Annotated in this window: 15 protein-coding genes; 7 read left to right on the top strand and 8 right to left on the bottom strand. The window is 62.9% G+C overall.

What is annotated here, in order from left to right; all coding sequences use genetic code 11:
* From IB241_RS09575 to IB241_RS09565, 3 genes are all read right to left on the bottom strand, one after another.
* Complete coding sequence (locus tag IB241_RS09575; RefSeq protein WP_192298158.1) at positions 1 to 960, bottom strand: 2-dehydro-3-deoxygalactonokinase; 960 nt, start codon at positions 958 to 960, stop codon at positions 1 to 3.
* Positions 961 to 1,056: 96 nt separating this feature from the next.
* Positions 1,057 to 1,386, bottom strand: coding sequence for a DOPA 4,5-dioxygenase family protein (locus tag IB241_RS09570; protein WP_192298157.1), 330 nt, complete (start codon positions 1,384 to 1,386; stop codon positions 1,057 to 1,059).
* A gap of 31 nt (positions 1,387 to 1,417) precedes the next feature.
* The gene (locus IB241_RS09565) at positions 1,418 to 2,368 is read right to left on the bottom strand and encodes a choline sulfate utilization transcriptional regulator (protein ID WP_192298156.1); all 951 of its coding nucleotides are present in this window, start codon (positions 2,366 to 2,368) and stop codon (positions 1,418 to 1,420) included.
* Positions 2,369 to 2,471: 103 nt separating this feature from the next.
* Between IB241_RS09565 and betC the strand changes: the two genes are divergently transcribed.
* From betC to IB241_RS09550, 3 genes are all read left to right on the top strand, one after another.
* Entirely contained in the window at positions 2,472 to 3,986 is a 1,515-nt protein-coding gene (betC, locus tag IB241_RS09560) for a choline-sulfatase (protein WP_192298155.1), read from the top strand.
* Positions 3,987 to 4,004: 18 nt separating this feature from the next.
* The gene (gene choX, locus IB241_RS09555) at positions 4,005 to 4,919 is read left to right on the top strand and encodes a choline ABC transporter substrate-binding protein (RefSeq protein WP_192298154.1); all 915 of its coding nucleotides are present in this window, start codon (positions 4,005 to 4,007) and stop codon (positions 4,917 to 4,919) included.
* Positions 4,920 to 5,077: 158 nt separating this feature from the next.
* Positions 5,078 to 6,646 carry a SulP family inorganic anion transporter gene (locus tag IB241_RS09550; protein WP_192298153.1) on the top strand — a complete coding sequence of 523 codons (1,569 nt, stop codon included), beginning with the start codon at positions 5,078 to 5,080 and terminating at the stop codon, positions 6,644 to 6,646.
* 113 nt (positions 6,647 to 6,759) lie between these two features.
* On the opposite strand, the gene aroE is transcribed toward IB241_RS09550, so the two are convergent.
* The gene (gene aroE / locus IB241_RS09545; RefSeq protein WP_192298152.1) at positions 6,760 to 7,578 is read right to left on the bottom strand and encodes a shikimate dehydrogenase; all 819 of its coding nucleotides are present in this window, start codon (positions 7,576 to 7,578) and stop codon (positions 6,760 to 6,762) included.
* Positions 7,578 to 8,510 (bottom strand): oxygen-dependent coproporphyrinogen oxidase, encoded by a 933-nt coding sequence (gene hemF / locus IB241_RS09540; RefSeq protein WP_192298151.1) that lies wholly within the window; start codon positions 8,508 to 8,510, stop codon positions 7,578 to 7,580. Before hemF ends, aroE begins: the two co-directional genes overlap by 1 nt.
* Positions 8,511 to 8,669: 159 nt before the next feature.
* On the opposite strand from hemF, the gene IB241_RS09535 reads away from it, so the two are divergent.
* Complete coding sequence (locus tag IB241_RS09535) at positions 8,670 to 9,647, top strand: quinone oxidoreductase family protein (RefSeq protein ID WP_192298150.1); 978 nt, start codon at positions 8,670 to 8,672, stop codon at positions 9,645 to 9,647.
* A 131-nt stretch (positions 9,648 to 9,778) separates the two neighbouring features.
* Here IB241_RS09535 and IB241_RS09530 read toward each other — a convergent pair whose 3' ends face one another.
* The 3 genes from IB241_RS09530 to IB241_RS09520 form a co-directional block, all read right to left on the bottom strand.
* Positions 9,779 to 10,336, bottom strand: a complete 558-nt coding sequence (locus tag IB241_RS09530; RefSeq protein ID WP_192298149.1) for an L-threonylcarbamoyladenylate synthase — start codon at positions 10,334 to 10,336, stop codon at positions 9,779 to 9,781.
* A gap of 54 nt (positions 10,337 to 10,390) precedes the next feature.
* The gene (gene dprA, locus IB241_RS09525) at positions 10,391 to 11,485 is read right to left on the bottom strand and encodes a DNA-processing protein DprA (RefSeq protein ID WP_192298148.1); all 1,095 of its coding nucleotides are present in this window, start codon (positions 11,483 to 11,485) and stop codon (positions 10,391 to 10,393) included.
* Between the two features lie 63 nt (positions 11,486 to 11,548).
* Positions 11,549 to 12,325 (bottom strand): peptidoglycan-binding protein, encoded by a 777-nt coding sequence (locus IB241_RS09520; protein ID WP_192298147.1) that lies wholly within the window; start codon positions 12,323 to 12,325, stop codon positions 11,549 to 11,551.
* A 135-nt stretch (positions 12,326 to 12,460) separates the two neighbouring features.
* Here IB241_RS09520 and def point away from each other — a divergent pair, with 135 nt between their 5' ends.
* The 3 genes from def (at position 12,461) to rsmB (ending at position 15,294) form a co-directional block, all read left to right on the top strand.
* Positions 12,461 to 12,967 carry a peptide deformylase gene (def, locus tag IB241_RS09515; protein ID WP_017736259.1) on the top strand — a complete coding sequence of 169 codons (507 nt, stop codon included), beginning with the start codon at positions 12,461 to 12,463 and terminating at the stop codon, positions 12,965 to 12,967.
* 69 nt (positions 12,968 to 13,036) lie between these two features.
* The gene (fmt, locus tag IB241_RS09510) at positions 13,037 to 13,987 is read left to right on the top strand and encodes a methionyl-tRNA formyltransferase (RefSeq protein ID WP_192298146.1); all 951 of its coding nucleotides are present in this window, start codon (positions 13,037 to 13,039) and stop codon (positions 13,985 to 13,987) included.
* Entirely contained in the window at positions 13,984 to 15,294 is a 1,311-nt protein-coding gene (gene rsmB, locus IB241_RS09505) for a 16S rRNA (cytosine(967)-C(5))-methyltransferase RsmB (RefSeq protein ID WP_192298145.1), read from the top strand. Before fmt ends, rsmB begins: the two co-directional genes overlap by 4 nt.
* The last annotated feature ends 5 nt before the right edge of the window (positions 15,295 to 15,299 follow it).

Genomic DNA, 15,299 nt, shown 5'->3' with positions numbered 1-15,299 from the left:
TCAGACCTGCAATGCTGGTTGAGTGAGCCCGGCGGCCACGGCCAACTGCCACAGGCCGCGCGCGGTGGCCTCCTGCGCGAGGCTGACGTGGGCGAAACCGCAGAGGGCGAGGGCGCGTTCGTAGCGGGCGCACAATGGCGCTGCGCCCACCAGGATGATCGGCTGCTGTTTGGCGCGCTCCGGCAGCCCGATCAGTTCATGGCCGATCAGCAGGCCGGACAGGTAGTCGGGCTGCTGCGGCGGCGAAAGTTCGGCCGTGAGCCCCAGGGTGCGGGCGCTGAACAGGGTCGACAGCACACCGCGCCGGCCGTCCTCCGACAGCGCCACCTGCACGCCACGGTCGAAGGCTTCGGCCTGGAACTGTTCGGTGATCTGCTGGGTGCGCCCGAGGATGCTGTGTTTGCTCAGCACCGCAAAGACTTCCCCGGTCATGAAGGTATCGAAATGGGTGATGCAGCCATCGACCACCTCGACCCATTTGGAATGGCTGCCCGGCAGGCCGATCAACACGTCGGCGCCGAGCCCTTGCAGCACGCCCAGCACCTGGGTTTCTTCGCCGCGCATCACGTTGGGCAAGCCGGCCTGCTCGATCACGCCCGGCACGATATGCACGTCCACCCCGCGCAGGCTGCGCACGCGGTGCAAAGCCTGGCCGAGGCTGGCGACGTCGACGGGGGTATTGCGATAGGCCGCTTCGCTCCAGCCCTGGGCGCTGCCGACCATGCCGCAGGCGATCACCGGCACGCCTGGCTGGGCGTCGAGCCAATCGCCGCAGGCCGTGTCGAAGGCCAGTTCGAAGCCATCGCTGCAGCGCACACCGGCAATGTCCCGGGGCTCGTCAGGCAAATGCATGATCCCGCACGCCAGCGCGCGGTGTTCCAGCACGACGCCTGCCGGGCCGAGTTTGTAAGCACGAAGGGAGCTGGTTCCCCAATCGAGCGCGATCAATTGCGCCTGCATCGCTTCACCTGAGTTCTGAGCGGATGCGACGAATATAAACCTACGCGGAGGAAAGTCTCAATATATAAATATCAATCCCATATTTAGGGATTTAATTTAAGAAAATGCTGACAAATTCAACTCTCGCATCGCCCCCATCCAGACCGCGTAGTCGGTGTGATCCTTGAGGTCATCGCCGGTATCGGGGTGCAGGAACACCACCAGACCGTTGCGATGAATCACCAACCACGGCAGCACCACACCGATGTATTCGGGATCGAACGCCAGCTGGCAGCTCCAATCCGGGTGCGGGCCCACCGGCCGTTCATGCACGCGGCCCATGCGCAGCGGAAAAAGTCTGGCGGCGTCTTCGCACAAGGTGCGCGCCTGTTCGAGGGTGCTCGCGTCGAAGTAGACATGGGCGTGGTAGCCCTTGATACGTTGCATGACGGACTCCGGATCCAGTAAGCGCCAAATCCTAGACCGCAATCGACGGGAGGGCCAGCCCGGTCAACGACTGCGCGCTGCTGGCCTGTTCGGCCAATAGCCACTGGACAAAGCGCTCGACCAACTGCCCGCGACGTTTGCGCTGGGGCTGCACCACGTAGTAGCCGAAGCGCGAGACCACCGTGTCGCTGAACGGTCGACACAGCCAGTTCTGCTCCAGCAGGTTGTCCACCAAGTGGCGCCAGCCGATGGCCACGCCCTGGCCGGCAATGGCCGCCTGGATCAGCAGGGTGTAGTTGTCGAAACGCAGTTGCCCGGGCGTCGGCGCGGCGCTGATGCCCAGCTCGCGGAACACGCCGCTCCAGTCGAACCACTGGCTGTTGTTTTCCTGGCGCAGGTGCAGCAAGGGAAAATCGTGCAGATTCTGTACAGTCAGCGGCGTGGCCTGGGCCTTGAGCCACTGCGGGCTGCACACCGGGAACACTTCCTCGTTGAACAGCCACAGGCTTTCGCCCTGCTTGAAGCGGCCGTCGCCGAACAGCACCGCCACGTCGATGTCACTGCGCAGGCTGGCGTGGTTGCGCTCGCTGGTGACCAGGCTTACATCGACCTGCGGGTTGGCCTGGTGGAAGCGATGCAGGCGCGGCATCAGCCAATAGGCGGCGAAGGCGAAGTCGGTGGCCACTTGCAGCACTTCGTGCTGATCCTGCTGGGTGATCGCGCTCAAGCCCTGGTTGATGTTCTGCAAACCGCCTTGCACGTGCTCGAACAGCAGCGCGCCGGCGTCGGTCAGTTCGATGCCGCGATAGATACGATCAAACAGGCGGATTGCCAGCTGTTCCTCCAGGCGCTTGATCTGCTGGCTGATGGCCGGCTGGGTGGTGCCCAGTTCCATCGCGGCAGCGGTAAAACTGCGGTGACGCGCGGCCGCTTCAAAGGCGCGCAGCAGGTCGAGGGACAAATCCCCTAGGGCTTCATACATAAGCTGTGCTTATCCTAGACATTGCTTTTCATGGGCTTTACCCCAATTTCCATGGGCCGCATGCTCATTCGCATAAACACCGCCTATGGAATGCCGAGAACCCATGAAGCGCAAGAACATTCTTTTTATCATGGCCGATCAAATGGCCGCACCGTTGCTGCCGTTCTACGGTTCTTCGCCGATCCAATTGCCGAATTTGAGCCGCCTCGCCGTCCAGGGCGTGGTATTTGACGCCGCTTATTGCAACAGCCCGCTGTGCGCACCGTCGCGTTTCACCCTGGTCAGTGGCCAGTTGCCGAGCAAGATCGGCGCCTACGACAACGCGGCCGATTTCCCCGCCGATATACCGACGTATGCCCACTACCTGCGTCGCCTCGGCTACCGCACGGCGCTGTCAGGCAAGATGCACTTCTGCGGCCCCGACCAGTTGCACGGCTATGAAGAACGCCTGACCAGTGACATCTATCCCGCCGACTACGGCTGGGCGGTGAACTGGGATGAACCGGACGTGCGCCCCAGTTGGTTTCACAACATGTCCTCGGTGCTGCAAGCCGGGCCATGCGTGCGCACCAACCAGCTGGATTTCGACGAGGAGGTGGTGTTCAAGGCCCAGCAATACCTGTTCGACCACATTCGCGAAGACGGCGACCGGCCGTTCTGCCTGACCGTGTCGATGACCCATCCCCATGATCCGTACACGATTCCCAAGCCGTTCTGGGATTTGTACGACGACGCCGAAATCCCCTTGCCTGCAACGCCTGCACAGGAGGATCTCGACCCGCACTCCCAGCGTCTGCTCAAGGTCTACGACCTATGGGGCAAGCCACTGCCCGTGGATAAGATCCGCGATGCACGGCGTGCCTACTTCGGCGCGTGCAGTTACATCGACAGCAATGTCGGAAAACTGCTGCAAACCCTGGAAGACACTGGCCTGGCCGATGACACCATCATCATCTTCTCCGGCGACCATGGCGACATGCTCGGCGAGCGCGGCCTCTGGTACAAAATGCACTGGTTTGAAATGGCCGCCCGTGTGCCGTTGCTGGTCAGCGCGCCGGGGCAATTTGCGCCGGGGCGGGTCAGCAACGCCGTGTCCACTGCCGACCTGCTGCCCACGCTGGTCGAACTGGCTGGCGGCGCGCTGGACCCACGCTTGCCACTGGACGGCCGCTCGCTGGTCCCGCACTTGCAGGGGCAGGGCGGGCACGACGAAGTGTTTGGCGAATACATGGCCGAAGGCACCATCAGCCCGCTGATGATGATTCGCCGCGCCAGCTACAAATTCATCTACAGCGAGGACGATCCGTGCCTGCTGTTTGATGTGCACAACGACCCACACGAGCGGGAGAACCTCAGCCAGTCACCGGAACACCGGCCGCTGTTCGAGGCGTTTTTAAGTGAGGCGCGGGCCAAATGGGACATCCCGGCGATCCACCAGCAGGTGCTCGCCAGCCAACGCCGCCGTCGCCTGGTGTTTGACGCACTGACCCAGGGCAAGCTCAAGAGCTGGGATCACCAGCCACTGGTGGACGCCAGTCAGCAATACATGCGCAACCACATCGACCTCGACGACCTGGAGCGCAAGGCACGTTATCCACAACCCTGCCAAAACCAATAAACAGACAGAGGGAAGGCCATGCAAAAGTTGACTGCGGTGCTGGGCATCTTGGCGTTGAGCAGCGCCAATGTGTATGCGGACACCCGTTGTGACACGGTGAAAATGGCCGATCCGGGCTGGAGCGACATCGCCGCCACCAATGCCATCACCAGCTTTCTGCTGACGGGCATGGGCTACAAGGCCAAGGTCGACACCCTGGCGGTGCCGATCACCTTTGGCGGGCTCAAGGACGGCCAGGTGGATGTGTTCCTCGGTAACTGGATGCCGGCGCAGCAGGGGTTCTATGACAAGTTCATCGCCAATGGCGAAGTGGTGCAGTTGGCGAAAAACCTCGAAGGCACCGAGTTCACCCTTGCCGTGCCGGACTACGTGTGGGACGCCGGTGTGCATGAGTTTGCCGACTTGAACAAATTTGCCGACAAGTTCGACAAGAGAATCTACGGCATCGGCTCCGGCGCGCCGGCAAATATCTCGTTGCAGGACATCATCAAGAAAAACGACTTCGACCTGGGCCAATGGAAACTGATCGAGTCCAGCGAACAGGCGATGCTCGCCGAAGTATCGCGGGCGGTTAAGAAGCAGAAATTCGTGACCTTCCTCGGCTGGACCCCGCACCCGATGAACGTGCAGTTGAAAATGCATTACCTCAAGGGCGGCGAGAAGTACTTCGGCGACACCGGCAGCGTGTACACCCTGACGCGCAAAGGCTACGCACAAGCCTGCCCGAACGTAGGGAAACTGCTGACCAACCTGAGTTTTACCCAGGAGATGGAGAACAGCATCATGGCCGAGGTGACCAACAACAAGGTCAGCAATGCGGATGCGGCGAAGGCGTGGATCAAGGCCAATCCGGCGGTGTTGGATAAGTGGCTGGAGGGGGTGAAGACCGTGGATGGCAAAGATGCACTATCGGCAGTAAAAGCAAAACTCTAAGACCTGATGCAATCCAAATGGGGGAGCGGGCTTGCTCGCGAATGCGGTGTGTCAGCCAACGATTGCTTAGCTGAACCACCGCATTCGCGAGCAAGCCCGCTCCCACAAGGTCCAGTGTGTGCTGATATTCTGCGCCAAACTTCAAGACCGAGACCCTGATGCCCCGGCCCAACCGCCACACACTTTTCCCCTTCCTCAGCTGGCTCCCGCGCCAGACTCGCGCGAGCGTCGGCCGGGATGCGATGGTGGGACTCAGCGGCGCCGTACTGGCTTTGCCGCAGTCGATTGCCTACGCACTGATTGCCGGCCTCCCACCGGAATACGGGCTCTACGCCGCGATCATTCCGGTGCTGATCGCCTGCCTCTGGGGTTCATCCTGGCACCTGATCTGCGGCCCGACGGCGGCGATTTCCATCGTGCTGTACGCCAGCGTCAGCCCACTGGCCGTGCCGGGTTCCCAGGACTACATCACCCTGATCCTGCTGCTCACATTCCTCGCCGGGGTTTTCCAGTGGTTGCTGGGCATGCTGCGCTTCGGCGCGCTGGTGAATTTCGTGTCCCACTCGGTGGTGCTGGGTTTCACCCTGGGCGCCGCCGTGGTCATTGCCCTGGGGCAACTGCCGAACCTGTTGGGGCTGGATCTGCCCAGCCAGGCCACGGCGATCAAGAGCCTGATGGCGCTGGTGGATCACAGCGGGGAATGGGACCACGCGTCACTGGCCCTGGGCCTGGGTACGTTGCTGGTAGGGGCGCTGCTGAAATACCGGGTACCGCGCTGGCCGACGCTGCTGATCGCGCTGGCACTGGGCAGCCTGGTGGCCTGGCTGTGGCCGGCGATGTTCGGGCATGTGGCGCGCGTCAGTTCGTTTATCGGCAAGCTGCCGCCGTTCAGCCCGTTGCCGATGGACCTGGATATGATCTTGCGCCTGCTGCCCAGCGCCGTGGCGGTGGGCATGCTCGGGCTGGTGACCAGCCTGTCGATTGCGCGCTCGCTGTCGGCGCGCTCGCAGCAGTTGCTCGATGCCAATCAGGAAGTCCGGGCGCAGGGTTTATCCAATATCGTCGGCGGATTTTTCTCCGGGTACTTGTCAGCCGGTTCCTTTACCCGCTCTGGCCTGAGTTACGAAGCCGGCGCCTGCTCGCCGCTGGCCGGGGTGTTTTCAGCGTTGTGGGTGGCGCTGTTTGCGCTGTTTGGCGCAGCCTTGATCGCCCAAATCCCGATCCCGAGCATGGCCGCGAGCATCCTGCTGATCAGTTGGGGGCTGGTGGACCGTCGCGGCATTCGCGCCTTGTTCCGGGTGAGCCGCGCCGAATTCCTGGTGATGGCTCTCACATGCGTCGCCACCCTGCTGCTGGAACTGCAAACGGCGATTTATGCGGGGGTGCTGGCGTCGTTGTTTTTCTACCTCAAGCGCACCTCGCAGCCACGGGTGCAGCATTGGCGCGACGGTGATGAGGATGTGCTGCGGGTGGGCGGTTCGATCTTCTTTGGCGCCAGCCATTACCTGCAAGTGCGCCTGCAACGGCTGCAGGGCGAGCGGGTGGTGATCGAGGCGCAGCAGATCAACTTTATCGACTACTCCGGGGTGGAGATGCTGCACCAGGAGGCGCGCAGGTTGCGGGGGTTGGGGAGGAGTTTGACCTTGCGTCGGGCAAGGCCTCAAGTCGTGGAGGAATTGAAGAAACTGGAAGGGGCCGACAGGTGCCCCATTCACTTCGAAGACTGAATACGGTCAAAACTGTGGGAGCTGGCTTGCCTGCGATAGCGGTGTGTCAGCTTGCACATCTGGCACTGATACACCGCTATCGCAGGCAAGCCAGCTCCCACACTGGGTTTGTGTCAAGCCAGTTGGCGGCGTAGTTCAGCCAATACGGGCGCTGATTCAGGGCGCACACCGCGCCACAGGAAGAACGCTTCCGCCGCCTGTTCCACCAACATACCCAGGCCATCCATCGCCACAGACGCGCCTTGTTCGGTCGCCCAGCGGCAGAATGCCGTCGGCTCCTTGGCGTACATCATGTCGTAGCAAAACGTCTTGCCCGGTTCGATCAGGCTGCCGGCAATCGGCGGTACATCGCCTGACAGGCTGGCGGAGGTGGCGTTGATGATCACGTCCACCGGCTCACGCAACCAGTCGAAACCGCTGGCAGACACGGGGCCCAGGTCGTCGAACAGCTCGGCGAGCATCTCGGCCTTTTCCACGGTGCGGTTGGCGATGATCAACGATGCCGGCTGCTGCGCCAGCAACGGCTCCAACGCGCCACGTACCGCGCCACCGGCGCCCAGCAGCAGGATGCGTTTGCCGTGCAGGCTCAACCCGGCGTTGACCGTAAGGTCGCGCACCAGGCCGGCGCCGTCGGTGTTGTCCCCCAGCAGCGTGCCATCGGCGAGCTTGCTCAGGGTGTTCACCGCGCCAGCACGTAGGGCGCGTTCGGTGAGGGTGTTGGCCAGGCGGTACGCGTCTTCCTTGAACGGCACGGTGACGTTGGCACCACGGCCTTGCTGAAAGAACTCACGGGCGCAGCCGATGAAATCATCCAAGGGTGCGAGCAAGGTGCTGTAGTCCAACTGCTCGCCAGTCTGTTCGGCGAACATCCGGTGAATCAGCGGCGACTTGCTATGCCCGATGGGGTTGCCGAATACCACATAACGATCCATCAGACCGCCGCCTTTGGCGCGGCAAGGCCCAGCCAGTCACGGTCTTGCAGGAAGTAGTCGGTGAGGCGCGCCTCTTCGCTGCCGGCTTCGGCTTTCCAGTCGTAGCTCCAGCGCACTTGGGGCGGCAGCGACATCAAGATCGACTCGGTACGCCCACCCGATTGCAGGCCGAACAGCGTGCCACGGTCGTAGACCAGGTTGAATTCAACGTAGCGGCCACGGCGGAATTCCTGGAATTCACGCTGTTGCTCGGTGTAGGCGGTGGCCTTGCGGCGCTGCACGATCGGCAGGTAGGCGTCGATGTAGGCGTCGCCGATGGCACGGATGAAGGCGAAGCAGGTGTCGAAGTCCCACTCGTTCAAGTCATCGAAGAACAGGCCGCCGATGCCACGCGGTTCATTGCGGTGCTTGATGTGGAAGTAGGTGTCGCACCAGGCCTTGTAGCGCGAGTACACGTCCGCGCCGAATGGCGCGCAAGCCTGCTCGGCGACGCGGTGCCAGTGAATGCAGTCTTCTTCATTGGCGTAGTAAGGCGTGAGGTCGAAGCCGCCGCCAAACCACCACACCGGCTCTTCACCTTCTTTTTCGGCGATGAAAAAGCGCACATTGGCGTGGGAAGTCGGAACATGAGGGTTATGCGGGTGGATCACCAACGACACGCCCAAGGCTTCAAAACCGCGACCGGCCAGTTCAGGACGATGGGCACTGGCAGACGGCGGAAGACCGCTGCCGAACACGTGGGAAAAGTTGACGCCGCCTTTTTCGATCACCGTACCGTTCTCGATCACACGGGTGCGACCGCCGCCGCCGGCAGGCCGGGTCCAGGCGTCTTCGATAAAGCGAGTGTCCGTCTCGAAGGTTTCCAGGGCGCTGCAAATGCGGTCTTGCAGGTCAAGCAGGTAGGCCTTTACAGCCTCGGTGCGGGTAGTCATGGCATCACCTTGAATCGGGCAAAGCTACGCGAGGCCATTGGGCGTCGGCGGCAAATGGGCGCACAGGATACCACCGCACCCGGTTGCACCGCAGTTGACGAAGATCAAGCTTAGGAGTTCGATAGCCGACTACGCGAATTCGACCAAAGGAGAAGGCAGATGGCAAAACGTATCCAGTTCAGCGCCCATGGTGGCCCCGAAGTGCTTGAGTATGTGGACTACACGCCAGCGGAACCCGGCCCACAGCAGGTTCGCGTACGTAACGAGGCGATTGGCCTGAATTTTATCGACACCTATTTCCGCAGTGGTTTGTATGCACCACCCGCGCTGCCATCGGGGTTGGGCGCGGAAGGCGCGGGGGTTGTCGACGCCGTCGGCAGTGAAGTCACCCAGTTCAAGGTCGGCGACCGCGTGGCCTACGGCAGCGGGCCGCTGGGCGCGTACAGCGAACTGCATGTGCTGCCGGCCGCCAACCTGGTGCACCTGCCGGACGAGATCAGCTTCGAACAAGCCGCCGGGGCCATGCTCAAGGGCCTGACCGTACAGTACCTGCTGCGCCAGACCTATGAGTTGAAGGGTGGCGAAACCATCCTGTTCCACGCCGCTGCCGGGGGTGTGGGTTCGTTGGCCTGCCAGTGGGCCAAGGCCTTGGGCGTAAAGCTGATCGGCACCGTGAGTTCGCCGGAAAAAGCCGCCCTGGCCAAATCCCTTGGCGCATGGGAAACCATCGACTACAGCAAGGAAAACGTCGCACAGCGTGTGCTGGAATTGACCGACGGTAAAAAAGTGCCAGTGGTGTACGACGGCGTCGGCAAGGACACCTGGCTGACCTCGCTGGACAGCGTGGCACCCCGCGGGCTGGTGGTGAGCTTCGGCAATGCCTCGGGCGCAGTGGAGGGGGTGAACCTGGGGATTCTGTCGGCGAAAGGCTCGCTGTACGTGACCCGCCCAACCCTGGCGACCTACGCCAACAACCCGCAGAACCTGCAGGCGATGGCGGATGATCTGTTCTCGATGATCAAGAGCGGCAAGGTGCGCATCGACATCAACCAGCGCTATTCGCTGGCAGATGCAGCGAAGGCGCAGGCAGAGTTGTCGGCACGGCGCACGACGGGGTCGACGATTCTGTTGCCGTAAGGTTTTGGGATTTCTAAGGCTTTGAGGGCCTCATCGCGGGCAAGCCCGCTCCCACAGGTTGATCGGGTTCCAACTGGAGGGACGCGGTCAAGTGTGGGAGTGGGCTTGCCCACGATGGTTACACCTCGGTTTCAGGACGGGCGCACCACCTGGCCCGTGGCCAGATCGCGAATCAGGCTCGGGTTCTTGCGCCCCCCCAAGGCCCCACCCAATATCAGGTCCACCTGGCCACGGAAATACTGCTCCACGCGAATCCGCGTACGTGCCGCCGGGCGGCCCTGCGGGTTGGCCGAAGTGGAAATCAGCGGCCCCACTTGCGCGCACAAATCCCGCACCAGCGGGTGATCGCTGACCCGCAACGCCACGGTGTCATGCACACCGGTGACCCACTCCGGCAGCAAGCCCTGATGGGGCACCAACCACGTGTTCGGCCCCGGCCAGGTGCTGGCCATGCGGTCGATCCAGTCTTGCGGGAAGTCTTCGAACAAAAAGTCGAACTGGCGAATGTTATCCGCCACCAGGATCAAGCCCTTGTCCACCGAACGGGTCTTGATCGCCAACAGTCGATCCACCGCTTCTTCATTCCAAGGGTCGCAGCCCAGTCCCCACACCGCCTCGGTTGGATAGGCAATCACCGCGCCTGCGCGAATTTCTCGTGCGGCTTCCAGCACACGCCACCTGTTGGCCATTGTTTACTCTCCAGACTAAAGCTCTGGGCAGTTTACCGATCTCTGTTACAAAACCTAGCGGCGCGCGAGCCAGCGCCCGCTTTCGCAGATCACCCGGCCGTCCAGTTCCAGCTCGGTGAGGGTCGCCAGCACCTGGGACAACGGCTGCCCGCTGGCCATCGCAAGGGCCTCGCTGGTGTGGGGCGCCGCGTGCAGCAGCGCCACCAATGGGTGTGTCACCGGCACCGGCGCCGGGCGCGACAGCGCCTGCCAGCCGCGCAAGCCTTCAAGGATATGCTCGATGGTTTCCACCAGCACCGCGCCCTCGCGGATCAACTGATGACAACCCTTGGCGCCGGGATGGTGGATCGAGCCCGGGATCGCATACACCTCGCGGCCTTGCTCGGCAGCGAGTTTGGCGGTGATCAGTGAACCGCTGGCCATGCTGGCTTCCACCACCAGCACGCCGAGGGACAGGCCGCTGATGATGCGGTTGCGTCGCGGAAAGTTGCCGGCCTGGGGCGCAGCGTCCAGCGGAAACTCGGAAACCACCGCGCTGCCCTGCTCAATCATTGCCGCTGCGAGCCGCCGATGGCGCTGTGGATAAAAATTTTCCAGCCCGGTGCCGAGCACGCCGATTGTCTGCCCCCCCACCTCCAGAGCGGCCTGATGCGCAGCACCGTCGATGCCCAGCGCCAAGCCGCTGGTGATGACAAAACCGGCACCGGCCAGGCTGCGGGAAAAAGCGGCCGCCGTGTCCATCCCAGGACGCGAAGCACGCCGGCTGCCGACGATCGCCAGTTGCGGTTTTTCCAGGATCGAGGGGTCGCCGGCGACGAATAACAACGGCGGCGCATCGTCGATCTGGGCGAGCAAGGCGGGGTACTCGGGTTGGTCCCACATCAGCAATTGCTGGGCTGGAGCCGCCAACCAGGCCAATGCCGCACTGGCTCCGTCGCGCACTTCATGGTTGCGCCGCGCATCCGCGCTGATGGCCGGCAAGCCAAGGGAGCGCCACGCACTGGCGGGGGCGCTGATGGCTTTTGACGCGCTGCCGAAGGCTTCGATCAATCGGTGAAATCGCTTGGGACCCAGTTCCGGCAGCCTGTGCAAGCGTAATCGCGCTTCCAGTTCTGCCGGGGATATTTCATGGCTGTTTGTCGGATACATCTGATCATCCTTGATCGGAACAAGCTGTGGATAACTCTGTTGGTAACTTATTTAGCAGGCTATTTATTGCCTTTGATGGGCAGTCTCGAAACGGTCCAACACCGCCAGTGCTCGCGAGGCGTTCAGCACCAGGCCGTAGCTGAGTCTTTCGTAGGTGCGAAACACCAGTAGGGTGCCGGCGCGTTCATCGGGAAGTTTTTGTGGGGCACCGCTGAGGGGATCGCGCACGGTAGCGCCGGTCTTGATCACCGCCAGCAATCGGCCCTCGACCAGGCCGTCGCGGCGGCCTTTGTTCAGGGTCACGGCGTCCAGCACGCCGATCTGGGTGACGCCCTTGGGGACGTCGATGATTTTTCCTGCAATGAACGGGGCCGATTGCTGCACTGGCAGGCTGGCCGGATCGACCGGTGGCTGGGCGCGAAGCAAGCGGTCGCCGGGACGGACCTCCTGGGTTACCTGCTGCACCGCCAGCGTGGTGAGGTCGCCCGCGGTCACAAAGCGCGCAGTACCGATGGCGTCGGCGTTGATGCCCAGCAGTTCGCGGGTGTCGGGGTCGGTGTAGGCCTTGCCGCGGCGAAAGATGCCGTAGTCCGGCTGGGTCGGGTCGAGGACGCCCCGGGCATGCACGCGCTCACCATTGGCGCCCAGCACGCGCCCGGTATCGGCGGCGACAATGTAGGGCGCAGTGTCCAGATCCTGCGGTGTATCAAGAATGCGGTTGTTCAGTAAAAAACGCTGGATGGCCTGCTGTGTCGCCTGATCCAGGCGCTGGCCGGACGAGGGCAGCAGGGCGGTTGCGAACGGGGCCCACAGCAGCAAGACGAGTAGCGATTTCCTCATGGGGTGAATCTCCTTTATTATGTGCGTTCGCGTGAAATGCCTTGGCCTTCGCGGCTTTTGGGCGTTTCACACCGGCTGGCTGGGTCCATCCCACCGCCGATTTGCCTTTACCTCACATGTGCAGCAATTACGCTTATGGCTATTTTGAACATCCTCGAATTCCCCGACTCGCGCCTGCGCACTGTCGCCAAACCGGTGGCCGTAGTGGACGACAAGGTTCGTCAGTTGGTCGATGACATGTTTGAAACAATGTATGAAGCCCCGGGCATCGGCCTCGCCGCGACCCAGGTCAACGTGCATCAGCGTGTCGTGGTCATGGACCTGTCGGAAGATCGCAGCGAACCGATGGTGTACATCAACCCCGAGTTCGAACCGCTGACCGAAGAGATGGGCGAATACCAGGAAGGCTGCCTGTCGGTGCCGGAGTTCTACGAGAACGTCGAACGCCCGCTGCGCGTGAAGATCAAGGCGCTGGACCGCGACGGCAAGCCGTTCGAGCTGATCGCCGAAGGCCTGCTGGCGGTGTGCATCCAGCATGAATGCGACCACCTCAACGGCAAGCTGTTTGTCGATTACCTGTCCACGCTCAAGCGTGACCGGATCAAGAAGAAGCTGGAAAAAAAGCATCGCCAGCAAGCTTGATGCCCTTCTTCCAAAGGCTTGCTGCGGCAAGCCTTTTTCTTTTGTGACTGCTTTTAACCGAGACCTCCCATGACCGAGCCACTGCGCATTGTTTTTGCCGGCACTCCCGAATTTGCCGCCGAACACCTCAAGGCCCTGCTTGCCAGCCCTTACGACATCGTCGCGGTGTACACCCAGCCGGATCGCCCGGCCGGTCGCGGGCAAAAACTGATGCCGAGCCCGGTCAAGCAACTGGCGCTTGAGCACAACATTGCTGTGCTGCAACCGCCGACCCTGCGTAATGCCGAAGCCCAGGCCGAGCTGGCCGCGTTGCAGCCGGACCTGCTGGTGGTGGTGGCCTACGGCTTGATCCTGCCGCAAGTGGTGCTGGATATTCCGCGCCTGGGCTGCATCAACAGCCACGCCTCGCTGCTGCCACGCTGGCGCGGTGCGGCGCCGATCCAACGTGCCGTTGAAGCGGGCGACAGCGAAAGCGGCGTGACCGTGATGCGCATGGAGTTGGGCCTGGACACCGGCCCGATGCTGCTCAAGGTCGCCACCCCGATCACCGCCCAGGACACCGGCGGCAGCCTGCACGACCGCCTCGCCGAACTGGGCCCGCCCGCCGTGCTCCAGGCCATCGCCGGCCTCGCTGCCGGCACCCTGGACGGTGAAGTGCAGGACGACAGCCTGGCCACCTACGCCCATAAGCTGAACAAAGACGAAGCGCGCATCGACTGGAGCCGCCCCGCCGTGGAATTGGAGCGCCTGGTGCGTGCCTTCAACCCGTGGCCGATCTGCCACAGCACCCTCAACGGCGAAGCCCTGAAAGTGCTGGCTGCGAGCTTGGCCGACGGTAAAGGCGCCCCCGGTGAAATCATCGGTGCCAGCAAGGACGGCCTGCTGGTCGCTTGCGGGGAGCAGGCGTTGTGTCTGACCCGTCTGCAATTGCCTGGTGGCAAGGCGTTGAATTTCAGCGACTTGTTCAACAGCCGTCGTGAGAAATTTGCCCTTGGCACCGTCCTCGGGGCCGCGCAATGAACCCACGTCTGGCCGCCGCCAAGGCGCTCGCCGCAGTCCTCAACGGCAAGGCTTCGCTGAACAGTTCGCTGCCTACGCAGATGGATAAAGTCGAAGACCGTGATCGCGGTTTCACCCAGGACCTGGCCTTTGGCACTGCCCGCTGGCAGCCGCGCTTGTCGGCGCTGGCGGCCAAGTTGCTGCAAAAGCCGTTCAAGGCAGCGGACGCGGATGTGCAAGCACTGCTGCTGGTCGGCCTCTATCAGTTGCTCTACACCCGCGTGCCGGCCCACGCCGCCATCGGCGAGACGGTCGGGTGCGCCGACAAGCTGAAAAAGCCCTGGGCCAAGGCCCTGCTCAATGCGGTGCTGCGCCGCGCCCAGCGTGAAAGCGAAGCGCTGCTGGCCGAGTTGGAGCATGACCCGGTGGTGCGCACCGCCCACCCGCGCTGGCTGCAAAAGTCCCTGAAGGCGTTCTGGCCAGAGCAATGGGAAGCCATTTGCGCCGCCAACAATGCGCACCCGCCGATGATCCTGCGGGTCAACCGCCGCCATCACAGCCGTGACGCCTACCTGCAACTGCTCACGGCCGCCGGCATCACCGCCACACCGTGCGTGTACAGCGTCGACGGCATCGTGCTCGAAGCGGCTACCGATGTGCGCGGCCTGCCGGGCTTTGCCGACGGCTGGATCAGCGTGCAGGACGAAGCGGCGCAACTGGCCGCCGACCTACTCGACCTCGCGCCGGGACAGCGTGTACTCGACGCCTGCTGCGCGCCTGGCGGTAAGACATGCCACATCCTGGAGGTCGAAAAAGACCTCGCTGGTGTAGTCGCCGTCGACCTGGAGGCCAAGCGCCTGGTGCGCGTGCGTGAAAACCTCGCCCGCCTGGGTCTCAGCGCCGAGTTGATCGCTGCCGACGGCCGCGATACCGCCAGCTGGTGGGACGGCAAACCCTTCCAGCGCATCCTGCTCGACGCACCGTGCTCCGCCACCGGCGTGATCCGCCGCCATCCGGACATCAAGCTCACCCGCCAACCCGACGACATCGCCGCCCTGGCCGTGCTGCAAGGCGAGTTGCTCGACGCCCTGTGGCCAACCCTGGAAGTCGGCGGCATCCTGCTCTACGCCACCTGCTCCACCTTGCCGACGGAAAATACCGAAGTGATCGAAGCCTTCCTCGCCCGCACCAGCGGTGCACGGGAGCTGGACCTCGCCACGTCGGCTGGCATCAAGCAGCCCCACGGCCGCCAGTTGCTGGCGCAAGAAGGCGGACACGATGGCTTCTACTACGCCAAACTGATCAAGATCGCCGCCGCGCGCGGCTGAAACGG

It is taken from the genome of Pseudomonas sp. PDM05 (genome assembly GCF_014851685.1).
GTDB lineage: Bacteria > Pseudomonadota > Gammaproteobacteria > Pseudomonadales > Pseudomonadaceae > Aquipseudomonas.
The sequence above is the reverse complement of the archived record's forward strand: the minus strand, read 5'-3'. Positions and strand labels throughout refer to the sequence as shown.